The following is a 22,887-nucleotide window of genomic DNA, read 5'->3' as shown; positions in this document are numbered from 1 at the left end:
CGGCTGCCCTTTGACGCTTGCCGACGGAAGGGTTTAAGAGTCCGCATGCACTTCGACTGGACGTTTCTGGTTCGCGTGAGCGTGCTGGCTTTGCCCGCCATGCTGCTGATGGCGTTGCACGGCACGGTGGCGCAGGCCTCCGCGCCGAGCGCTCCGCTGGAGAAGCTGTCGGGTCGTCGCATCTTCTTCGGCCACCAGTCGGTGGGCGGCAACATCCTGGACGGCGTCAAGGCGCTGCCCAACTCGGCCCAGGGCGTGGTGCCGCGCGTGGTGGAGGTGCAGAGCCCCACGGAGTCGCTGGCCCCCGGCACCCTGGCGCACGCCATGGTGGGACAGAACGAGAAGCCCGAGTCGAAGATCGCCGACTTCGAGCGGCTGATGGACGCGGGGCTCGCGAAGTCGACGGACGTGGCCTTCTTCAAGTTCTGCTACATCGACATCAACGGGGCCACGGACACGCGCGCGCTGTTCGAGAAGTACCGCGTGGCCATGGAGGGCCTGAAGGCGCGCCACCCCGGCACCACCTTCGTGCACGTGACGGCGCCGCTCACCACGGTGCAGCGCGGCGCGAAGGCGTGGCTGAAGGAGCTGCTCGGCCGGCCCGTCTGGGGCGTGGCGGAGAACGTGCAGCGCGAGACGTTCAACGAGCTGATGCGCAAGACGTACGCGGACAAGGAGCCCCTGTTCGACCTGGCGCGCCTGGAGTCCACCGCGCCCGACGGCTCGCGGGAGACGTACGAGCTCAATGGCCAGACGTGGCCGGCCATGGTGTCGGGCTACTCGGATGACGGCGGCCACCTGAACGCGGCGGCCCAGAAGCGCCTGGCCACCGAGCTGCTCAACTTCCTGGCCGGCCTGCCCGCGCCCGTGGTGCAGCCTCCCATCCCCGCGGTCCAGGCCACGCCGTGACATGAGGCCGTTACATCAATCACTGTCGCGCGAGTGGGGGAAGCTCATGGCGCGCCTGAAGTTGAGGCGCTGTCAGGAGATAGGGGACTCGCCCACGGTGCTGGGCCGCGTGTGGATCCACGGCGCGGGCCGGGTGCTCGTGGGACACCGCGTGGTGCTGGATGGCCGGCTGGCGCCCATCGAGCTGCATGCCATGTCGCCCCAGAGCGTCATCATCCTGGGGGACGAGGCCCACATCGAGGGAGGCGCGTCGCTGGAGGCGCTCAGCTCGATTTCGGTGGGCCGGGGCGCCCGGCTGGGGCCGTTCAGCAAGGTGATGGACAACCAACACCACCCGCTGAGGGGAAACCGCCATGAGCGGCCTCCGTCGGTGCCCCTGGTCATCGAAGAGGGCGTGACGGTGGGCAGTCGTGCCATCCTGTTGCCGGGCGCGCAGCTGCAGAAGGGCTGCACCGTGGCGCCCGGCACCGTCATCTCGCGTCGGATTCCGGCGGGGGTGACGGTGGGGGGAGCGCCCGCGAGGGTGCTGCGCAGGGAGGTGATGGGATGACGTCGCGTAGCCCATTCGTCCGGATTCCCGAAGTGGTCGCCCAGCTGGAGGAGATGGGCCGGGCGGCCCGGCCTCGCGCGGAGCGCGCGGTGGCGATGGTGCGCGCGCGCTGGCAGTTCCGCGCCGTCCAGTCGCTGGGGCGCAACGTGGCGGCCTATGGGCCGGTGAGCGTGCACAACGAAGGGGAGATGGTCCTCGGGGATCGGCTGACGTTCTCCGGGGGGATGCTGCCCAGCTCGCTCGTGTGCCACCCGGGTGGCCAGCTCACCATCGGGAACGAGACGCAGTTCAACTACGGGGTGTGCCTGGAGGCCTGGCGCTCGGTGAGCGTGGGGGCCCGGTGCATGTTCGCGTCGTTCGTGCGCGTGGGAGACCGGGATGGGCTCCACACCGCGCCCATCATCATCGAGGACGATGTCTGGGTGGCGCACGGCGCCATCATCATGCCCGGCGTGCGCGTGGGAGCGCGCTCGGTGGTCGCCGCCGGGAGCATCGTCACCCAGGACGTGCCGCCCGACACGCTGGCCATGGGCAACCCCGCGCGCAACATGAGCCTGGAGCTGGTTTCCCGCGACACGGGCAGCTGAGCACCTCAAGTCTTCGTCCCGGGCGCGTCTTGCTTCGCGCCCGGCTTGTTCCATCACTTCACCACCGCACTTCCAGACAGGACGTCCTACCGTGAGCATTCGTGAACGCATCCGTACCTTCATCGTCGACACGTTCTTCGTGGACGACTTCGGCGATGACGACTCCTTCCTGCGCAAGGGGCTCATCGACTCCACGGGGATGATGGAGCTGGTGGCGTTCCTGGAGTCGGACTTCGGCATCAAGCTGGAGGACAAGGAGCTGGTTCCGGAGAACCTGGACTCGCTGACGCGCGTGGTGGCGTTCGTCGAGCGCAAGCAGAACCAGCGCCTGCCGCAAGCGGGCTGAAAAGAGCGCGCCATGTGTGGCATCGCGGGATTCACCTACCCGGCGGGAGGGGGCGCCGGGGCCGAGGCGGGCGAGCGGCTGGTCCGGATGACGGCGAGCATCCGTCACCGGGGCCCGGACGCGCAGCGGGCGTTGGTGTTGAACGGGGTGGCCCTGGGCCACACGCGGCTGTCCATCGTGGACCTGGAGGGGGGCCACCAGCCGATGCGTGACGCGGCAACGGGGCTCACCGTCGTCTTCAACGGGGAGATCTTCAACCACGTGGAGCTGCGCGAGCAGCTCGCCGGGCGGTATGCGTTCCGCACGCGCTCGGACACGGAGGTCATCCTCGCGGCGTTCCTCACGTGGGGCATCGACTGTGTGCGCCGGTTCGAGGGGCAGTGGGCCTTCGCGCTGTGGGACCCGAGGGATTCCACGCTGTGGATGTCGCGCGACAGGGTGGGCATCTGCCCGCTGTATTACGCGGAGCTGCCGGGTGGGCAGCTCGCGTTCGGTTCGGAGGCCAAGGCGCTGTTCGCCAGCGGGCTGGTGACGCCGGCGCTGGACGCGCGGGGGCTGAAGCAGACGTTCCAGCTGTGGTCGCCGGTGGCGCCGCGCACGTCGTTCGAGGGGGTGCGGCTGCTGCCGCCCGCGCACTCGGCTCGGTTCCGCGCGGGGGTGCTGGAGACGTTCAGGTACTGGGACCTGGATTTCGGCGTGGAGCCGAGCACGGCCAGCGACGCGCGCATCCAGGAGGAGCTGGGCGAGGCGTTGGAGCGCGCGGTGCGGCTGCGGCTGCGCGCGGATGTGCCGGTGGCGGCGTACCTGTCGGGCGGGTTGGACTCGAGCCTCTTGTGCGCGCTGGCGCAGGGGCAGTTGGGTGGGACGCTGCGGACGTTCTCGGTGGGCTTCGCGCACGCGCGGTTCGACGAGCGCGAGCACCAGGCCGCGGTGGCCGGGGAGCTTCGCACGGAGCACCGCGTGGTGGAGATGCGCGACGGGGACATCGGCACGCTGGTGCCCGGCGTCATCTTCCACGCGGAGCAGGCGATGATGCGCTCGGCGCCCGCGCCGTTCCTGCGGCTGAGCGAGTGGGTGCGGCAGAACGGCATCCGGGTGGTGCTCACGGGGGAGGGCTCGGACGAGATGTTCCTGGGCTACGACCTGTTCAAGGAGACGAAGGTCCGGCAGTTCTGGGCGCGGCAGCCGGCGTCGAAGTGGCGGCCGCTGCTGCTTCGTCGGCTCTACCCCACCCTGTCGGTGAGCCAGCAGAACGTGGAGCTGCTACGCGAGTTCTTCGGCATGGGGTTGGAGGACCCGGGCAGCCTGGGCTTCTCGCACTTGGTGCGGTGGGCGAACAGCGGGCGGATCTCGCGCTTCCTGGCGCCGGACTTCGCGGCGAGCGTGGCGGACGAGGAGCCGACGGCGTCGGTGCTCTCGACGGTGCCCGCACACGTGGCCCGCTGGCGGCCGCTGGCGCGCGCGCAGTACCTGGAGGCGAAGACGCTGCTGTCGGGATACCTGCTGTCGGCGCAGGGAGACCGGATGCTGCTGGGCAACGCGGTGGAGGGGCGCTTCCCATTCCTCGACACGTCGGTGATGGAGCTGGCGGCACGCATCCCCGAGCGCATGCGGCTCAAGGGGCTGGACGAGAAGCACGTGCTCAAGCGCTACGCGAAGGGCCGTGTTCCGGCGTCCATCCTGGAGCGCAGCAAGTTCCCGTACCGTGCGCCCATTGCCGGAGCGCTGGTGGGACCGGAGGCGCCCGCGTGGGCGAGGGAGCTGCTCGCGCCCGAGGCCGTGGCGAAGGTGGGGGTGTTCGATGCACGCAAGGCGGAGCGGCTCGTGGCCAAGCTGCGCGCTCCCAACGCGGCGGAGAGCGAGGCGGACACCATGGCGCTGTTTGCCATCGCGTCGACGCAGTTGCTCGCGCACCACTTCCTCACGCCGCGCGCACCGCCGCAGGCGGACCTCGACGCCGTGGTGCTGGAGGCGGCATGAGCGGCAGTGATGCTCACGTGCGGAGCGCTGGTGCGTCCGCACATGTCCTGCATCGGGAGGTCGCGTGAACCCTCGCGACGGTCTCGCGCCTCGCCGCAACCACAGATGTCCCGCATCGGAAGGTCGCGTGATTACTCGCGACCTCCCCGCGCACATCTTCGCCGCGATTAAACCAGCCGTGCTTCAGGAGGTCGCGTGAGCGCGACGGACTCCGCACCAGCGTGGGTCATGGCCCACGCGCAGCGCACCCCCACGGCCTCGGCGGTGGACTCGCCGTGGACCCGGCTCACGTACTCGCAGCTCGCGGAGCGGATGACCGCGCTCGCGGGGCACCTGCGTGCCTCGGGCGTCTCCGCCGGAGACAAGGTGCTCATCGCCCTGCCCCTCGGCTCGGCGGGCGCGGTGGCAGGGCTCGCGGTGCAGGCCCTGGGAGCATGCGCGGTGGAGCTCGACCGTGAGACGGGCGCGACATCCGTGGACGCCATCCTCGCGCAGACGGGCGCGCGACAGGCCTTCGTCTTCGGACAGGACGCGCGCAAGTGGACCGGAAAGCCGGGCCTGACGCACGTGTATGTGATTCACGCCACGCGCCCACCGGAGCGGATGCTCCAGGCGCTCGCCCCCGCCACCTGCACGTGGGTGCAAGAGGACGGCGCGGTGGACCCCGAGGCAAAGGCAGCGCCGCTGGACGCCCTGCCCACCACGCCCTCCCACGCCCACGCGTCCATCGTCTACACCTCCGGCAGCACCGGCACGCCCCGAGGCGTCATCCAGACCTTCGGCAACATCGCCGCCAACACGCGCTCCATCGTCGAGTACCTGGGCCTGTCCTCACGCGACAGGGCGCACCTGGTCCTCCCGCTGCACTACTGCTACGGCAAGAGCGTCCTCCAGACACACCTGCTCGTGGGCGGCTCCGTCTTCCTGGACCCGCGCTTCATGTACCCACAGGTGGTGCTGGAGGCGATGGCCCAGGAGCGCAGCACCGGCTTCGCGGGCGTCCCCCTCACCTTCGAGTTGCTCAAGCGCCAGGCCGGCGCGGAGGCCCTCTCGAAGCTCCGTCTGCGCTACGCCACCCAGGCCGGCGGCGGCATGTCTCCGGACACCATCCAGTGGACGCGCGAAGCCCTCTACCCCGCCGAGCTGTACGTCATGTACGGCCAGACCGAGGCCACGGCGCGACTGAGCTACCTGCCCCCGACGCGGGCCGCGGAGAAGGCGGGCTCCATCGGCGTGGCGATTCCCGGTGTCGAGCTGCGCGTGGTCGGCGAGGACGGCAAGGCGCTCCCCACGGGCGAGACAGGCCACCTGGTGGCGCGCGGCGCCAACGTGACGCCGGGCTACCTGGGCGCCCCCGAGGAGACCGCGGCCATCCTGCGCGACGGCTGGCTGTGGACCGGAGACCTGGCCTGGCGCGACGCGGAGGGCTTCATCTTCCTGGTGGGACGCGCGAAGGAGATCCTCAAGGTCGGCGGCCACCGCGTGAGCCCGGCGGAGCTGGAGCATCAGCTCGCGAGGCACCCATCGGTGCGCGAGGTGGCCGTCGTGGGGGTCCCGGACGCGCTGGGCGGAGAGGCGGCCTGCGCCGTGGTCGTGCTCCAGGAAGGAGCCACGGTCGAGGAGGACACGCTGCGGCGCTTCTGCAGGGAATCGCTGCCGGCACACAAGGTGCCCCGGCACGTGGTGTTCACGAACGCGCTGCCGCGAGGGCCCAGTGGGAAGGTGCTCAAGGCGGAGCTGCGCACCCAATATTCATCCATCGGTTCGTCGTGAAGGGTTCGAGAGGGGTCACACAATGAAGTTTTCCAAGCAGGTGTTGGAGCTGGACTGGGAGGCGAAGGCGGCCGAGCTGTCCGAGGGGCTGCGCGAGACGGTGCTCAAGAAGCTGCGCAAGCGCGGCCTCGTCGTGGCCATCTCCGGCGGCATCGACTCCGCGTGTGTCGCGGCCCTGGCCGTGCGGGCCCTGGGCCCCGAGCGCGTCTTCGGCATCCTCCTGCCCGAGCGCGACTCCAGCGGCTGGAGCTCGCAGCTGGGCCGCAAGCTCTGCGAGAAGCTGGGAATCAAATACCAGCTCCACGACATCGCCCCCATCCTCGAGGCCGCCGGCTGCTATCGCCAGCGCGACGAGGCCGTGCGCTCCGTCTTCCCGGAGTTCACCCCGGACATGAAGTGGAAGATCGTCATGCACGGCGACCGGCTCAACACGGACGCGGTGAACTTCTTCTACGTCGTGGTGCAAGTGAATGGCGAGGAGCGCCGCTTCCGGCTGCCGCCCCAGGCCTATACCCAGATTGTCGCCGCGACGAACTTCAAGCAGCGCACGCGGAAGATGATGGATTACTTCCACGCGGACCGCCTGAACTTCGCGGTGGCGGGAACGCCCAACCGTCTGGAGTATGACCAGGGCTTCTTCGTGAAGCTGGGCGACGGCGCCGCGGACGTGAAGCCCATCGCCGGCCTCTACAAAACCCAGACATATCAACTGGCCAGGCACCTGGGCGTCATCGAGGAGATCACCAGCGGCGAGCCGACCACGGACACCTTCAGCCTTCCCCAGTCGCAGGAGGACTTCTATTTCTCCGTGCACTACTCGCAGCTGGATCTGCTCATGTGGGCCAAGAACCACGACGTGCCCACGGACGAGGCCGCGCAGGTGATGGGCCTGACGCCCACCCAGGTGCAGCGCGTCTACGACGACATCGACCAGAAGCGCCGCAGCACGGCCTACCTGCACTCGCCGCCGCTCTTGCTGGAGAAGGTGCCGGAGTTGGAGCCGTTCAAGCTCGGCTGAAGCACGACGCCGTGCCAAAGAGACGGGAGGCGCCCTCGCCTCCCGTCCCTCGCGAACAGGGCGACTACTCCTCCTCTTCGCAGACCTCAGCCTTCACCGGGATGTCCTTGCGCGCGTCGTCACGCACGTAGAGATACCCCTCGCGGAAATAGTCCTTCCCGCCCTGCACGCGCATCACGTTGCGCTTCGCGTCGGTGACGGTCCACTTCAGCGTCTCGCTGGAACCGCTCGGATAGGCCACCTGCAGCGTCGAGCCGCCGCGGGCCTCGGACTTCACGGACTTCACCTGGCCCTTCAGGTCATCCTGGCCGAAGTCGATGAGGATGGACCCGGCCGCGTCCACCGTCACCGAGGGCGTGTTCGCCCCGCACCACTCCTCGATGAGGTAGCCCTTGCCCTTGCGGCGCACCTGGAGCCACTTGCCGGCCAGGGCCTTGAGCGCCCCGGACGACGCGGCCTCGACGCCGGCCGCCTGCGTCCCGCAGTCCAGCTCACCACCCGGCAACAGGCCCGTGACGACCTGTGTCCCCTTCACCACGCGCACGGGCACCACGTCCGGCAACGGTGACGCGGCGTGCGCCTCCACCTTGTCCCCGCTCACCACCGTGGGCCCCTGCCGACTCCCATCCAGCGGCTGCAGGCGCGCCTCCTTCGCCTTCACCGTGCACGTCGACAGCGCTCGGCTGAATGGCCGCGAGAAGCTGTCCTGTCCGGACCACCCCGCCCCGCAGCAATCCGTCCCAGGCCCCTTCAGCACCAGCTTGTTGGGCTCCAGATACAGCGTCCATTTCCCCTGGGACTGGAAGGTCGTCAGGGCCCACGACTTCGGAGAGGTCTTCTTCTGGACAGCGAAGGTGCATTCACAGGCACCCATGCTCTGGCCCTGTGGAAAAGTTGACTCGTATTGAACGAGCGTCTGCCCATCCCCCTCAAGCACCACGAGGGAGCCGCCCTGCTTGGCATAGACCCCCGTGAGCGACTGTTGCTGCGCGGCCGCGAGGCCCGCCCACAGACACAATGCCGCGCCAGTCACGAGTCCGTAACGCAGTGCATTCATTCGCGACTCCTTGTGTGGATTCACCCAGACAGGGCGACTCCTATCGCTCTCCGAACCCGGAAGTCAGGCCAAACCGACCTGGGTCGCCGCAACTCTTTTTCTCAGCCGCCGACAATCGGTCATCAGTCGTTCCCACACCCCCTGTTTCTCCACTCGTGGAGTGACCCCATGTCTCCTCGCATCGAGCGTCGCCAGCAGACGTACTCGCCCACCTCCGCGCAGGCCGAGGGCCTGCCGCAGGGCCGCGACGCGCAGCTCAACCTCCAGCAGCTCTGGCCGTACATCGAGAAGTACGCGCAGAAGTACGGCGCGGACCCGAAGGTGCTCGCGGGCATCGTCGCGCAGGAGTCCTCCTTCAAGAACCACGGCGTGCACGCGGACGGCACGGGCCATGGGCTCATCGGCCTGGACGACAACGGCCTGCTGCCCTCGTTCGAGAAGTGGTCCGGGATGCAGGTGGGCCGCGGGGCGAACGCCAAGACGATTCCGCCCGAGAAGCAGATGGAGTTCCTGGCGAAGACGATTGGTGACCTCACCAAGAAGCACGGCAGCGGCATGGCGGCCGCGCGCGAGTGGCACCGGGGCGCGGGCAACATGAACGACGCGCGGGGCTACGACTACCAGAACAAGATCCAGAACCACATGAGCCGGCTGTTCCCGGGCGGCAAGACGCCGAGCGGGACGACGGCCGACGTGCCCGACACCACGGTGGGTGGCACGGACACGTCGAAGCCGGGCAGCAAGCCGGGGCTCACGCCGGGCAAGACGGACGACGCGCGCACGCCCGTGGCGGCGTCGGACCGGGAGATCAAGAAGGGCGACACGCTGTGGGGCATCGCCTCCGAGCTCAAGGCCAAGGGCATGGAGGGCTCGCACTGGGATGTCATCAACCAGATCCGCCAGCTCAACCCGAAGATCACCGACCCCAACCTCATCTTCGCGGGCGACACGCTGAAGCTGCCGGGTATCGCGGGCAAGGACCAGAGCACCTTCACGCCGGGCACGAACAAGCCGGGCCCGGTGGACCTGAACCCCAAGCCCACGGGCCCGCAGGCCACGGACGGCGCCGCGCCGGTGACGGGTGACGGCCGCGTGGACCCGAGCAAGGTCCCGCAGATCAGCCAGTACAGCCCGGCGGGCAAGGACGGCTCGTATACGAATGGCCCGGCCAACTGCGGCCCCACGTCCATGGCGCAGATCGCGCGTGCCTTTGGATACGGCAAGGACATGACGGATGCCCAGCTCATCAACCACCTGGGCCGGATTGGCGGCACGTCGGGCAACGGCACGGACGTCAACGGCATCGCGAAGATGGCCAAGGCGATGGGCAAGGACGCCGTGACGAAGGGCCCGGGCGCCAACGTGGAGTGGATCGCCGACCAGCTCAAGCAGGGCAAGCTGGTGGTGGCCAACGGCGACTACCACGCGATGCCGCCGCACCAGAACGAGGGCCGCACGTCCGGCCACTACGTCACGGTGGCGGGCATGGATGCCAAGGGCAACTTCATCGTGCGCGACCCGGCGGACGCGAACGTGAAGACGATTACGCCCGAGCAGATGCGGCATTTCCTGAACTCCAACCCCAACGGCGGCTACCAGATGTCCATCGGGTGAGATGACCCGCGCCTGGATGGAGTGAAGTAGACTTCGAGCGGACCGGCACTCCGGCGAGGGTGTCGGTCCGTCCGCGTTTCCACACCCCGAGGACTCCCAGATGACGCAGAGCAAGCAGACGCATACCTGCATTTCCTGCAAGAAGACCGAGGGCGGCGAGGTGGTCGGCTCCACCTACGTCTCCACGGGTGACAACGGGATGATCGTCCGCTTCTGGATGTGCGACGAGTGCGCTCTGCCGCTGGGTCCGGGTCAGGGCCCCATCGACATGGACGACCCGGCGAAGGCCGAGCAGCCCCGGAGCTGAAGCCGAGGGCCCTCGGGCGAGGAGCCGCGCGAGGGCCTGGCGCCCGGAGGGCCACGACGGGGTGGAGCCAGGTGGGCGCGACGGGGTATGGAATACGTCGTTGCCGTCCCCGTCGGAGAAGCCATGAACAAGCTACTGGGTCCCGCCTCCTTCGTCCTCGCCTCGGCCGCGCTCGCGGTGGCCCTCTGGGCCCCCGGGCGTGTCGAGGCGCCCTCCCCGTCCCAGACGCCCGAGCCCGTCGCCGAGCGGCCCGCGAACCAGGAGGCCCTGGAGCGGCGCATCCAGGCGCTCGAGGACACCACGCTGAGCCTGTCCCGGCGCCTGATGGAGCTGGAGAAGCAGCCCGGCACTGCGCCCGCGGGCGGAGGCACCGCGGTGGCGGCGGGCGAGCTGGAGCAGCTGCGCAACGAGGTGCGCGGGCTGATGGCGGGCGAGACGCTGACGACGGAGGGCGGGCGTGAGGCGCTGAAGGACGCGATGCGCTCGGTGCAGCAGGAGATGCGCACCGAGCAGCTCAACCGGCGCCAGGAGGAGTGGATGCAGGCGCAGGTCCGCGGGCAGGAGCAGCGCCAGGAGCGGGTGAAGCGGCTGGTGTCCGAGGCGAAGCTGAACTACTCGCAGGAGCAGGAGCTGACGCGCCGGCTGGAGCAGGAGGAGACCTCCCGAAACACCCTGTTCGACGAGGTCCGCGCCGGGACGAAGTCCGCGCGTGACATCCGCCAGGCCCTGCGAGCCCAGCGCGAGGAGACGGACCAGGTCATGAAGGGAATGCTCGACGCGGAGCAGCTGGCCAAGTACCAGGTCATGCGGCGCGAGGAGCAGATGAACTCCCGCCCTCGCGGACCTCGCGAGGGACGCTTCGGCGACCAGTAACGCAATGATTCACAAGGAGGTCTGCGCTTGCAAAGACAGACATCCGCGGACATGCGCGAGAGCGCCATTCAATGTCACGAACCAGGACCTCCATTGCCATCCTCGGCGGCTTTCTCCTGGGGATTCTCTCAAGCATCATTGCTCGGGATTACATTCTGGACGGGTGGTATGGCCCCGCCCAGTTCGTCGTGCTCGACGAAGACATTGAGTTGAGCGATGGGCAGCGCCAGGGAATGACCTGCCCGGGCCCTCCCGGTGGAGGCATCCTCGCGGGCACGCCACTCGTGGTCCGTGCCCATGGCGCGAAGAAGCTCGTTGAGCTGCGATTCACCTACTACGGGAAGGAGCTCCCCAGCACGATTGACGCAGCCGACGCTCCCGCGAACAGGCGGAGAACCCGGTGTGTCAATCCCTGGGAGCAGAGCACTCCCGAGTAGGAGCGCCGTCGCCCGCCCCTCCGCGCCATGCAAGTCGTTGGGCGCGCACGAGCTTGCGCGCCGAGGCCGCTACTTCGTCATGGTCGGCGGCATCCGGCGCGGGTCGCACGCAATGCCAGGGCATCCCTTGCTGTCGCCGCAGCTCCCGTCGCAGCACAGGTACTGACCTTCCGGGCAGACCGTGCGCCCGGCGTCCATTTCCGGCTCTGCCACCCGGGGGCGCTCCTTCGACTCCGGCACGTCCGCCGACCTGGGGGCCTCGGCAGCGGGCGCTGTCTCCGGCGCCGAGGCGGCGTCACGACGCTGCTCCTCCCCTCCCCCCTTGCACCCGAGCGCCCACACCATTGCCACACAGCACGTCCACCGCAGCGCTTGATTCCACGTCCTGGTCATCCGCATCCTCACTTCCTCCCCGAGCACCTCGCACGCGAGCCCGTTGAAAAACAAGGGGCGGCCCCGGAAGACATCCCGGGACCGCCCCTCACACTCCGCTCGCCGACCTCACACGGAGGCCGGCGGGCTCATTTCATTACTTGCGACGACGGCGCAGCGCGAGGCCCAACATGGCCAGGGCCGGCAGCAGCGCGCTGGTGGCGCTACCACCCGCCGCGGTGCAGCCGCCGCTGTCCGTCAGGTTGCGCACCGTCACCGCCACGTCCACCGTGTCGCTGTTGGCCACGCCGTCGTTCGCCCGGACGCGGAACAGGAAGATGGTCGTCTCGGAGACCTCGGGCGCCACGAAGTAGGCCTGGGCCGTCTCTGCGCCATCCAGCTTCACCGTGGGACCCGCGACCTGCACCCAGCGGTACGACAGCTCGTCACCGTCGGCGTCCGTGCCCGTGGCCGTGAGCTTCACGCCCGAGCCCTCGTGCACCGTGTAGCTCGACGTCGCGCTCACCACCGGCTTGGTGTTGGTGCGCGTCACGGTGACCGTCACCGTGCTCGCCGCGCTGGCCTGCCCCGCGGCCGTGGCCACCAGGCTGAACGTCAGGTCGACGGAGTTCCCCGTCACGCTCGGCGCCGTGAAGGTCGCGGTGGCCGCATCGGCCCCCGTGAGCGTCACGGACGGACCCGCCGTCTGGGTCCACGCGTAGGTGATGGTGTCGCCATCCTCGTCGGTGGCGCTGCCGTTCAGCGTCACCTGGCTGCCCTGGTTGACCGTCTGGTTCTCACCCGCGTTCGCCACGGGAGCACGGTCCACGTTGCGCACGGTGATGGTGATGGTCGCCGGAGCGCTCGCGGCGATGCCGTCGCTGGCGACCAGGGTGAAGGTGAAGGCCGTGTCCGCCGTCACCTCGGGAGGCGTGAAGGTCGGCGTGGCGCTGGTGTCGTCATCCAGCTCCACCGCCGGGCCCGCCGTCTGCGTCCAGGCGAAGTCGAGCGGCTCGCCGTCCGCATCCGACGACCCCGTCGCGTCGAGCGTGACGCTGCCCGAGCGCTCGTCCACCGTCGTGGGGCCGTTGTCCTTCACGCGGGCCACCGCGACGGGCGCCGCGTTCACGTTGTTGACCAGGACCTGCACCACGCGCGGGTGGCTGGAGTCCGTGCCATCGCTCACCACGAGCTGGAACGTGAAGATGGTGGCCGCGGGAACCTCCGCCGTGAAGCTCGGGGTCGCCGTGTCGGCGCCCGTGAGCGTCACCGCGGGGCCGCCAATCTGGGTCCACGCGTACGTCAGCGTGCTGCCCGCGACGGCATCCGGATCGAAGCTCGCGGAGCCGTTGAGCGTGATGACGCGCAGCGTGCGCGTCCCGTTCGGGCCGACGACGTACTCCGTCACCGTCTGGGAGATGCCCGGCTCGGCGATGGGCGCCACGTTGCACGTCCCGGAGCCCGTCTCCGCGACGCGTGAGTAGAACGGCGTCGTGTTGGTGATGCCCGTGACGCGGATGTTCCTCACGTCCCAGCCATACGCACCCACGAAGCCATCCGTGCCCAGGCGGAAGCGCAGACGCACCTGGTGCCCGCCGAAGATGCGACCGAAGTTGGTCTGCGCCGGGATGAAGCTGGGGTAGTCCGAACTCATGCGCACGTAACCCGGCCAGTCACCGATGTACGGGTTGCCCGCGTCGATGATGCCCTGGTTCGTGAGCCGCGCCCGCTCGGCCGCCGTCAGGTAGAGGTACCAGTTCTCCCACGGCCCCTCATCGACGGAGACCTCGATGACGCCCGCGTCGAAGTGCACCCACTGGCCCTGAACGACGGCGGACTCGAACGAGTGGCGGTGGAAGAAGGACAGCACGAAGTTCTGGCCCTGGGCGACGTCGAACAGCGGCGACGTCAGGCGGATGTCACGCGACTCCGACTCGTTCGCCGCGTGCCAGTAGCCCGTGGTCGCATGACCGTTCTGCCACAGCGGACGGTAGTTGAACGTGGAGTTCGTCCAGCTGGTGTTCTGCGTCTCGACGTAGTCCGTGTTGGAGGAGTTCGCGACCTCGTCGTAGTTCACGTTGGTGCGGAACTCGTGGACCGTCCCACCCTGCAGCAGGGTGATGGGGAAGGTCACGTCCACGCCCACGACAGCGAGCACGCCATCGGCCTGCGCCGGCGCCGCCGTCAGGGAGACCGGGATGGTCGCCACCGCGGTGCCACCGCGCGCGATGTTGCCGAACGTCAGCGTGTTGCCGCCACCGAACGTCGCCGCGACACCCTCGCTCGACTCGTTGAAGGCCGCCGTGGCCGTCACGCCCGAGACGCTCTCAGCGCCCACGTTGCGCAGCGTGACGCGCAGGAGGCCCGTCTCGCCGGCATCCAGCACGCCGTCCTTGTCGCAGCCCACGGAGGAGTCATCCAGCGTGACGCTCACGACCTCGAGCACGTTGCCGGTCTGGTAGCTCTCCACCACGCCGATGTGGTCCGCGCTGTCGCGGTCCGCCACCCGGGCGCCGAAGCCGGCGCCGCGCTTGGCGAACGCCGCCACGAAGCGCTGGTAGTCGGCGGGGTCGGCCGCGGCGACGACGGACAGCAGCGCGTCACGACCCTCGAGGAAGGTCGGCGACGACGGGGTGGCCTTGTACGACGCCACCAGGTAGCGCTTCATGCGGTCCTGCGCCTCGCCGAACGGGTGCGCGTTGAGCAGGCTGGCGTAGCACTCCCACAGCATCGTGGCCCAGACCTCGCCGGCGTTGTGCACCTCGGCGTTGTTGGAGCCCGCGTAGTCGGGGTTCGACTTGACGTCGGCCGGAATCGCCGTGCCGTCCGCCATGTGGCGCAGCGTCAGGCCGTTCTTCGCCAGGTTCGTGCTGTACGGGACGCGGCGGATGCCCCAGTAATAGCCGTCGTTACGGCCACCGGCCTGGGTGTAGCCCGCCATGCCGTACGTGCCCTGCCAGTTGTTGTTGCCATTGCGGTCACGGTCCTCCTCGCGGACGGACAGCATCATCGCGTGGAAGTCGCCCCAGCCCTCGCCCATGGACCCGCCCTGGTTGTTCGTCAAGCCAGAGCCGTTCCCCACGAGGCGGTTGGAGATGTAGTGCCCCCACTCGTGCGCGATGATCTCGTTGTCGAGCGTACCGTCGCGATCCAGGTCCGCGTTGCGGCGCAGGCGGCCCTTGACGGCCGCCGACTCCAGCGCCGTACGCCAGGCATCGCCGTCCGGCTTGGACACCATCAGCGAGGGGATGGTGATGGCATTGTCGACCGCCGGGACGCCGCTGGCGCCCATCGTGCCCAGCGCGCCCGTGGCATTGTTGGTGATGATGACGGCCACGGCGCCCGCGTTCTGGGCGTTGAGGACCTTGAAACCGAAGCTGCAGTCACCGCGCTCGATGAGGGCGATCTTGCCCGTGAAGAGCTTCTGACCGCCGTACGGGTCCGCGCCGGTCCCGTCCGCGCAGCCACGGCGGTAGCCCAAGGCAATCGCCGGATCCTCGTGAGACGGAGGCACGACGAAGTCCGCGGAGACGTCGTACACCCGCGTGCCGAACGACGCGTTGTACGTCAGGTAGCCCCGGGCGAGGGGCGACGGCTCGGAGACGACGAGCTCCGCGACGCCATCGAAGATGTACTGCTGCATGCGGGGACGCGCGCCGTCGGCCGGGGTGGCCATGTTGGCGTTGTTGCGGCCGCCGAAGTCCTGCGCCTCGACGCGGAGGCTGTCGCCCTCCAGACCACCGCGCCCGTAGTTGCTCATCTGGGCGTTGCCGGAGGCCTCGTCGAAGCCCGCGTCATAGAACCAGTCGTGCAGGAAGTTGGTGACGTAGAACAGGTTCACCACCGCCGCCTGCCGCTGCTCGACGCTGGACGCCGGGGACTTCGTGACGTCGAACGTGTAGTCGAACGTCCGCGAGCCCGCGTTGCTCAGGGGCGCCCGCAGGTCGATGCCCTCCTGGTAGCCGTCAGTGCCGCCCAGGTCCGCGTACGCGTCGACGTTGTTGCCCGTCGTCACCTGCGCGTTGGCCGGCAGCCACGGGTCGTTCTTGCTGAACGGGAAGTTCTGCAGGGTGACCAGGTTGGCCGGGTTGTCCAGCGGCTCCTGGTATCCGTCGGGCTCGCCCGTGGGGTGCGGCGTGGCGCCGCTGCCCTGGGGACCGTCGTAGGGCAGCTTGGTCGCCGGGTCCGCCCACACGCGGTAGGTGAAGGCCTCCGACTTCGTCAGGTCGTGCTTGAAGAGGACCGAGCCGTCCTGCGCGTTGACCACGAAGGCGACGTAGTTCGCGTCCGGGTTGCTCGCCAGGCCCGCGTTGATCTCCACGTAGTACGCGGGGACCAGGCCGTCCGGCAGCGGGAAGAGGACCTTCTTCGCGCGCGGCGCATCGCCAAAGCCGTGCGTGGAGAGCAGGTTGCGGTCCACCGAATAGTGGCTGTAGTCGCCCTGCGAGCCCGCAGGCGCCAGCGCCCGGGCATCCAGCGACGCGCCCGTCACGTCCTGGAACGCGCGCGCAATCGCCTGCGGCGCGGAGACGCGGAAGGCCGAGGCCTGGGCGTTCTTCTCGTCATCCTTGTTGCGCGGCTGGAGGTAGCCGGAGATGGCCACGAGCTGCTGGCTCGGGTCCATCACCACCTTGACCTCGTTGCGGAACACCTCGATGCCGTTGACCCGACGACCGTAGGTCGCGATGACCGCGCCGTCGTTGTCCTTGGGCAGGTGCACCTGGCGCAGCTCCGCGCCATCCACATCCGCGGAGCCCAGGCGGTACAGGTCCGCCACGCCGCGCAGGTGCTCGCGCGCCGAGGCGTTCACGCTCGCCTTGGTCAGGGGACGCGCGGCCTTCGGGGCCGACGTCGCGTTCAGGGCGCGCTCGCTGAAGACGAACGTCGGGACGCCCAGGCGGCCTTCCACGCTGTTGATGCGCAGCCCGCGCTGGGGTGCGTTCGCCGCGGACGAAGGCAGGGAGCGATCCGCCGGGGAGCGGAGGAAGGCATCGACCGAGGCCCCTCGCGCGGAGACCGACGGGGACCACATCAGCACGGCGAGCACGGCGCTCACTGTGCCCATCCAGAGACGCTTCATGAACGACAACCTCTTTCGGGGGTTTGAGGAGGAGGGCCCCTCGCCGTCGGACGCCTGCTCGGCTGGGGCGTCCAGAGGTTATTTACTATTTTGTTATGAACACAATAGGCCCCCCTGAACTCACTCCCTCAGGGTGCCAGCAAACCCAGGATAGACGCTAAGCCTGACGGCCAATGCCAGGAATTCACGTCTAGGATTATTCCCAGACGCGAATCCGGGCGCGCGGCGTCACCCGAACGGTGGCCGGGCGTTGTGGCCGATGACGAGCATCTCCTCCGGGTGCGTCTCCGCGCGAGCATACTTCAGAAGCGCGGCGAGGCTATCGGAGTGCTTGGGGGCGGCCGTCTCCAGCACCACCTCCTCGCGGTGGGGATGGAACAGGTCCTCCTTGCCCAGGTTCTGCTCCTGCCACCGGCGCCAGCCCGGCAGCGACGAGCCCTTCGCGGGCTGGAGGCCCACCACCTCATAGCCCTGGGGTGTGAAGGCGCGGTGCAGGCCCACCAGCGTGGCGCCGGTGCCGAAGCCGCACACCACCCGCCGCACGGAGGGGAAGGCGTCCCGGACGAAGTCGCGCAGCTCGCCCGCCCAGCCCTCCACGCACCCCACGAGGGCGCCATTGGAGAGCTGCCGGGGCCAGCACCACCCCTGACGCTCGTAGCCCAGGGCCACCTCCCAGGCCTCGGACAGCCGGCGCACGGTGCGCACCTCGCCGCCGAAGCCCTGGTCCCTCAGGTACGCGGCGCCGGCCGTGTCGGTGAGCGCGAGCACGGGCAGCCCCCGCTCGCGGCCCAGCGCGTCGAGCGCGAGCGAGGACGAGGAGCCGGACAGCTCCACGAGTCCACACGCACCCTCCGGCACCGTCTCCAGGTAGCGGGAGAAGGTGAGGTACTTCAGACCACCGGAGGGAAGCTCTCCCCCCCACAGCACCACCGGCCCTTCGGGGGACAGCCGTGACAGGGGAAAGTGCATGGGCGGACCTCCCTCCATTGAGTGAGGGCCCCGCGTGGACTCCTCGGGCCCACGACGCAAGCTCGGCACCCTCTTGCATTGTCGGCCAGTCCCCTCCCCTCGCGGCTGTCATCCCGTGGACCGCGAGCCCGGCCGTCCGCCCGCCAGGGACACTGGCCCTGTCCCCGGGGGTGATGTGAAAGCGCTCCGGAAGCCAGGGGCTGTGCGATAGTGGCCCGCAGCGAAAACACATGCTGCGCCGGCTCCTCCCCACCCTCGTGGCCCTGGGCTGTGGGCTCCTCGCCCTCGGTTGGGGGCTGGTGAGCCTCCAGCGCATCTTCACGCGCGAGCGTGAGGACGCGCACGCGCAGGTGCGCTCGCGCCGGGACGCGCTGGCGCACGCCGCCACGGAGTCGCTGCGCCAGGTGCTCGCGCGGCAGTTGGAGGAGCAGGTCTCCGCCATCCACGCCGCCGTGGACAACCCGCTCGCGCCGGGCGAGGGCTTCTACCTCCAGTTCCGCGGCCACCAGTTCCTCCCCCGCCTCACCCGTCCCCTGCCCGGCCACGACATGCCCGCGCGCGCGCTGTACGAGACGCTCGCGGACCAGCTGCGGGACGGCGCCACGCCCGGCCCGTGGGAGGCGCGCCTGGCCCGGCTGCGCGCGGCCGAGTCCGCGCTCCGGGAGGGCAGCCCCGCGCGAGCCACGGCGATGGTGGAGGAGCTCTTGCGCTACCACGCCAACCACGCGCTGCCCGCGGACCAGGAGCTGCCGTTCCTGCTGCTGGCGGTGGAGCACCTGCAGCAGGGGGCCCGCTCCACGCCGCTGGTGCGCTCGCTGCTTCGCGAGGGGCTGCCGGAGGAGTTCGGCGGCATCGGCCGAGGCGCGGGGCTGCAGCGGGACCTGCTGCGCGAGCGCTCGCGCTTCACGCAGGCGGACTTCGACTTCCTGCAGGCGCGCATCCTCCTGTTGAGCAGCGCCCTGGGCGAGCCCATGGGGGACTTCCTGGAGCGCTCGAGAGAGACGGGCGCGGGCGCGCTGGTGATGCCCGAGCAGTTGGTGGAGCCCACGCTGCTGGGCCAGCAGTGGTACGTGGAGCCCCGGGGCGAGGTCGTCTACGGCATCGCGGTGGACATCGCCGCGCAGTTGGTCCCCATCGCCGAGGACATGCGGGCGCGCGGCCTGTTCGGCAACGGCGGTCAGGTGCGGCTGGTGGGCGACCGCCCGGCGATTCCGGTCCGCGAGCTGCCCGTGCGCGTGGACCTGCCCGAGTGGTCCCGCGCGGAGGTGGACATCGAGGCGCGCTACGGCCTGAAGACGCTGCTGGTGGCGGTGTGCGGCGTGCTGGCCGCGGCCATCGTCGCGCTCGCCGTCGTGTCTCAGCAGCGCAAGTACCGCTTCCTCGAGCTCAAGAGCGACTTCGTCGCCACCGTGTCGCACGAGCTGCGCACGCCCCTGGCCTCCATCCGGCTGATGGGTGAGACGCTGGAGCGCAGGCTGGCGCACGCGCCCGAGGTGCGCGACTACCCGACGCGCATCGTCCAGGCCGCGGACGGGTTGCACTTCCTGGTGGAGAACATCCTGTCGTTCAACCGCATCGACAAGGGGCGCTGGACGCTGCGCCCCTCGCGGGTGCGGCTGGAGGAGCTGGTCAACCCGCTGCGCGATGACCTGGCCGCGGCCACCTCCACGCCGGTGGAGCTGACCACGGACCTGAACGACGCGGAGCTGGAGGCGGACCCCACGCTCCTGCGACTGCTCTTCTCCAACCTGGGCCGCAACGCGTGTGCGTACAACCAACGCACGCCGGTGCGCCTGTCGGTGAGCGCCCGGGTGATTGAAGGCCACGGCTGCACGGTGCTCTTCCGCGACAACGGCGTGGGCATCCCGGATTATGAATGGGAGAACGTCTTCCAGGACTTCTATCGGTTGACGCCTCCCGGACAGGATGTCCACGGTAGCGGCCTGGGACTGGCGCTCTGCCGCAAAATCATGAAGCTGCACCACGGCGACATCCAGGTGGCCTCGTCCACGCCCGAGGGCACCACGTTCGCGCTGACCTTTCACGAGCCGCGTCGATGACCACCACCTCCACACCCTCCACCACCCGTCCCACCATCCTCATCGTCGAGGACGACGCCCACCTGCGCGTGGGCCTGCGGGACAACCTGCTGGACGAGGGCTACGTCGTCTCCGAGGCCCCGAGCGCGCGAGACGCGGAGCCGCTCCTGCGCGAGCGCGAGTTCGACCTGCTCATCCTGGACGTCATGCTCCCGGGCGAGGACGGCTACAGCTTCTGCCGGCGCCTGCGGGCGCAAGGGGTGAAGAGCCTGGTGATGATGCTCACCGCGCGCTCGCTCGAGGACGACATCGTCCGCGGGTTCGAGGCGGGGGCGCAGGACTACCTCACCAAGCCCTACCGGTTGAGGGAGCTGCTCGCGCGGGTGGGCGCGCTGGTGCGCCGTGCGGGCACGGCCCCGGCGCAGGTGACGACGTTCGGCGGGTACTCGCTGGACCTGGGACGCCGCACGGTGACGAAGCCGGATGGCACGGGCGTAGAGCTGACGCGCACGGAGTTCGACCTGCTCGCCTACCTCCTGCGCCACCGCGAGCGCGCGCTGCCCCGGGGAGAAATCCTGGACGCGGTGTGGGGCCGTGACGTGGTGGTGGACCCGCGCACGGTGGACAACTTCGTCTCCAGTCTGAAGAAGAAGCTCGGGTGGACGAGCGCCTCCGGTTTCAGCATCCACACGCTGCGCGGTGTGGGGTACCGGATGGAGGTCTCGTCACCATGACGCAACCATGACCAACAGATGGACGGCCCTTCGCCATCGCCCACCCGGGACTTCGTAGTTTGAATCCTGCGTGGACGGGGCGCTCCGAAGCCAAGACGCCCACGCCGGAGAGACGCCGCATGGCGTGGTGGACCTCCGGGAGCGCCCATCGGGGAGGAGGCCTTCCATGTTCAAGTCTGTCATCGAGCGGCAGCGAGCTGGGCGTCTGGGTGCTGGGATGTGGTGGTCCGTCGCCGTGCACGCGGCGCTCTTCGGCGCGGTCCTGGTCATCTCCGCGCGGCCCGCCGAAGTGCCGCCCGAGCCGGAGCCGGATATCGTCATCAAGCTCGCGGCGCGTCCGCAGGTGGCCAAGGGCTACGCGGCGCCGGCGCAGCCCAAGACGCAGGCGGCTCCTCCCAAGCCGCGCAAGCCCAAGCGCGACACCTTCCCCACGCAGATCAACCCGATGCCGGTGGACCCCAAGCCCGTCGACGTGGAGCCGGAGCCGGTGGCGAACGCGCCGGACACGGGTGACACCGAGCCCACGGGCGTCCCGGGCGGTCATCCGGAGGGTGACCCGAACAGCACGGTCATCGGGTTGCCCTTCGTCCCCGGCTTGCCTCCGGGCGGAGTCGGCGAGGGCACCGGTGAGGACGTCATCCCGTTCGGCGGAGGCATGACGCCGCCGGTGCTCATGGGTGGCCAGCCGCTCGACTACACAGAGCAGGCCCGCATGGCGCGCGTGGAAGGCACGGTCATCGCCAAGTGCGTCATCACCCGCGAGGGCGACGTGCGCGACTGCCGCATCATCAAGGGCATGGCGCACATGGATGAGCACGTCACGGAGGCGCTGCACACCCGGCGCTACAGCCCCGTGAAGTTCCAGGGCAAGGCCGTGAGCGTCTCCTACGTGTTCACGCTCCGCTTCAAGCTGCCGCGCTAGTCACGCGACGGGGCCTCACAGGTCGTAGTTGCCCACCGATGACGCCGGCACCAGCACGTGCTTGAGCACGTAGGTCTTGAGGCGCTGGCGCATGTCGTCATCGAGGGTGAGCACGACCTGGGGGTGCACCCGGGCCCCCACCTCGAAGAGCACGGCCTGCATCAACAGGCCCTCCTCGGTGATGCGGGACAGCCGCTCCAGCGTGGGGTCCGAGCGCTCCGTCTCGCCCTTCTTCTTCTGGTTCTCGTGGACGAGCAGCGCCGAGCCCAGGCACTCCATCTCCTCCAGCGACGTGAAGTGCTCCTTTGTGGTGCCTGTCATCTCCTGGCGGTGTGACGGCTCTCCCAGCCACAGCGCCTTGCAGTTGGCGAAGGCGAACCACGCCGGGTCGTGGTCGGGGTCGAACTGGATGGAGATCTCCTCGCCGTCCCGCTCCGCGTAGCCACGAGGGACGATGACGTCCTCGCGCACCACCAGCCCCAGGCCCGCGTTGGCGCGGAAGAACTGGCGGATGACAGGGTAGCGAGGGTTGAGCACCAGGCACCACGCCCACGACTCCAGGGCCTCCTCGAAGCGTCCGAGCCGCGCGAGCGCGTTGCCCAGGAAGAACCACGAGCGGTGGTCATTCGGGTTGAGGCGCGTGGCCTGCTGGTAGTGCCCCAGCGCCGTGGCCGAGTCGCCCGCGAAGTACGCCGCGTCGCCGCGGAAGTTCCACGCGAAATAGCACTGCGGGCACACGCTCGTGGCCTTCTCGTACAGCTTCCCCGCCTCCTCGTAGCGCTTGGCCTGGAAGTGCGGCTCGGCCTCGTCGAGCAGCGCTCGCGCCTCGGGGCTCTCGGGCCACTCGACGATGACGCGCTCGCCGCCCTGCTCCACCACGCGCGGCGCCTCGAGCGCCTGCACGCGCTGCGGCCACAGCTGGTCCGCCCAGCCACCCGGCGGCGAGTCCTTCCCGTCGATGCGATACGTCACCGGCGAGTCCTCGATGCGCTTGATGATTTCGGCGGGATTGAGGAACGGAGGCCGCTTCGAGGGCTCCGGTGCGGCGGCGGCCTGGGGCTCCGGGTTGCTCCTGGGGGCGGAGGCGCAACCGGCCACGAGCACGAGGCAGAGGACGGCGAGGAGGCGGTGCACGGGAGCCCTTTCAGTGAGCAGTCGACAACAGTCTACGCCCTCCCCGCGCCAGCCTCCTGGCTCCGGCCTCGAATCGAAACGATTTCTCCGCACGGATTCCACGGCTCGGCCCGGGCGAGTCGAGGCGCACACCAGTGTCAGGAGCCCCACCCTTGTGACGAAAGAGTCGCCCCCCTGGCGTGGACC

At 69.5% G+C, this 22,887-nt stretch carries 17 protein-coding genes; 13 read left to right on the top strand and 4 right to left on the bottom strand.

What is annotated here, in order from left to right; translation table 11 throughout:
- Nucleotides 1–45: 45 nt before the first annotated feature.
- The 7 genes from AC6JA9_RS17115 to nadE all read left to right on the top strand — a co-directional run bounded on the left by AC6JA9_RS17115 (nt 46) and on the right by nadE (nt 7,163).
- The gene (locus AC6JA9_RS17115; protein WP_497960157.1) at nt 46–909 is read left to right on the top strand and encodes a hypothetical protein; all 864 of its coding nucleotides are present in this window, start codon (nt 46–48) and stop codon (nt 907–909) included.
- Nucleotides 910–955: 46 nt separating this feature from the next.
- Nucleotides 956–1,459: an acyltransferase gene (locus AC6JA9_RS17110; RefSeq protein ID WP_223746885.1), complete on the top strand. Its 504-nt coding sequence runs from the start codon at nt 956–958 to the stop codon at nt 1,457–1,459.
- On the top strand, nt 1,456–2,046 hold the full coding sequence (locus tag AC6JA9_RS17105; RefSeq protein WP_141323150.1) for an acyltransferase: 591 nt from the start codon (nt 1,456–1,458) through the stop codon (nt 2,044–2,046). The genes AC6JA9_RS17110 and AC6JA9_RS17105 overlap by 4 nt, the downstream gene beginning before the upstream one ends.
- 91 nt (nt 2,047–2,137) lie before the next feature.
- Nucleotides 2,138–2,392: an acyl carrier protein gene (locus AC6JA9_RS17100; protein WP_141323149.1), complete on the top strand. Its 255-nt coding sequence runs from the start codon at nt 2,138–2,140 to the stop codon at nt 2,390–2,392.
- A gap of 12 nt (nt 2,393–2,404) precedes the next feature.
- The gene (asnB, locus tag AC6JA9_RS17095; protein WP_497960155.1) at nt 2,405–4,372 is read left to right on the top strand and encodes an asparagine synthase (glutamine-hydrolyzing); all 1,968 of its coding nucleotides are present in this window, start codon (nt 2,405–2,407) and stop codon (nt 4,370–4,372) included.
- 195 nt (nt 4,373–4,567) lie between these two features.
- A complete protein-coding gene (locus tag AC6JA9_RS17090) occupies nt 4,568–6,145 on the top strand; it encodes a class I adenylate-forming enzyme family protein (RefSeq protein ID WP_497960153.1) in 1,578 nt (525 codons plus the stop codon).
- 22 nt (nt 6,146–6,167) lie between these two features.
- A complete protein-coding gene (gene nadE, locus AC6JA9_RS17085) occupies nt 6,168–7,163 on the top strand; it encodes an NAD(+) synthase (protein WP_046713037.1) in 996 nt (331 codons plus the stop codon).
- Between the two features lie 64 nt (nt 7,164–7,227).
- Here the strand turns inward: nadE and AC6JA9_RS17080 are convergent, their stop codons facing one another.
- Nucleotides 7,228–8,220, bottom strand: a complete 993-nt coding sequence (locus AC6JA9_RS17080) for a hypothetical protein (protein WP_497960152.1) — start codon at nt 8,218–8,220, stop codon at nt 7,228–7,230.
- Between the two features lie 168 nt (nt 8,221–8,388).
- Between AC6JA9_RS17080 and AC6JA9_RS17075 the strand changes: the two genes are divergently transcribed.
- From AC6JA9_RS17075 to AC6JA9_RS17065, 3 genes are all read left to right on the top strand, one after another.
- On the top strand, nt 8,389–9,834 hold the full coding sequence (locus tag AC6JA9_RS17075; protein WP_497960151.1) for a C39 family peptidase: 1,446 nt from the start codon (nt 8,389–8,391) through the stop codon (nt 9,832–9,834).
- A gap of 100 nt (nt 9,835–9,934) precedes the next feature.
- On the top strand, nt 9,935–10,141 hold the full coding sequence (locus tag AC6JA9_RS17070) for a hypothetical protein (protein ID WP_074957590.1): 207 nt from the start codon (nt 9,935–9,937) through the stop codon (nt 10,139–10,141).
- A 123-nt stretch (nt 10,142–10,264) separates the two neighbouring features.
- Nucleotides 10,265–11,014, top strand: a complete 750-nt coding sequence (locus AC6JA9_RS17065; RefSeq protein ID WP_497960148.1) for a hypothetical protein — start codon at nt 10,265–10,267, stop codon at nt 11,012–11,014.
- 966 nt (nt 11,015–11,980) lie between these two features.
- Here the strand turns inward: AC6JA9_RS17065 and AC6JA9_RS17060 are convergent.
- A complete protein-coding gene (locus AC6JA9_RS17060) occupies nt 11,981–16,903 on the bottom strand; it encodes a myxosortase-dependent M36 family metallopeptidase (protein WP_497960145.1) in 4,923 nt (1,640 codons plus the stop codon).
- A gap of 228 nt (nt 16,904–17,131) precedes the next feature.
- Nucleotides 17,132–17,872, bottom strand: coding sequence for a pyridoxal-phosphate dependent enzyme (locus AC6JA9_RS17055; RefSeq protein WP_497960143.1), 741 nt, complete (start codon nt 17,870–17,872; stop codon nt 17,132–17,134).
- 230 nt (nt 17,873–18,102) lie between these two features.
- Between AC6JA9_RS17055 and AC6JA9_RS17050 the strand changes: the two genes are divergently transcribed.
- The 3 genes from AC6JA9_RS17050 (at nt 18,103) to AC6JA9_RS17040 (ending at nt 21,567) form a co-directional block, all read left to right on the top strand.
- Nucleotides 18,103–19,932, top strand: a complete 1,830-nt coding sequence (locus AC6JA9_RS17050) for a sensor histidine kinase (RefSeq protein WP_223782935.1) — start codon at nt 18,103–18,105, stop codon at nt 19,930–19,932.
- Nucleotides 19,929–20,645 (top strand): response regulator transcription factor, encoded by a 717-nt coding sequence (locus AC6JA9_RS17045; protein ID WP_223746875.1) that lies wholly within the window; start codon nt 19,929–19,931, stop codon nt 20,643–20,645. The genes AC6JA9_RS17050 and AC6JA9_RS17045 overlap by 4 nt, the downstream gene beginning before the upstream one ends.
- A 166-nt stretch (nt 20,646–20,811) precedes the next feature.
- Nucleotides 20,812–21,567: an energy transducer TonB gene (locus AC6JA9_RS17040; RefSeq protein WP_497960141.1), complete on the top strand. Its 756-nt coding sequence runs from the start codon at nt 20,812–20,814 to the stop codon at nt 21,565–21,567.
- Between the two features lie 15 nt (nt 21,568–21,582).
- On the opposite strand, the gene AC6JA9_RS17035 is transcribed toward AC6JA9_RS17040, so the two are convergent.
- Nucleotides 21,583–22,701, bottom strand: coding sequence for a tetratricopeptide repeat protein (locus AC6JA9_RS17035; protein WP_267696665.1), 1,119 nt, complete (start codon nt 22,699–22,701; stop codon nt 21,583–21,585).
- Nucleotides 22,702–22,887 lie beyond the last annotated feature (186 nt).

The organism is Myxococcus sp. MH1, assembly GCF_059738865.1.
This window is presented reverse-complemented; position numbering and strand designations above follow the sequence as displayed.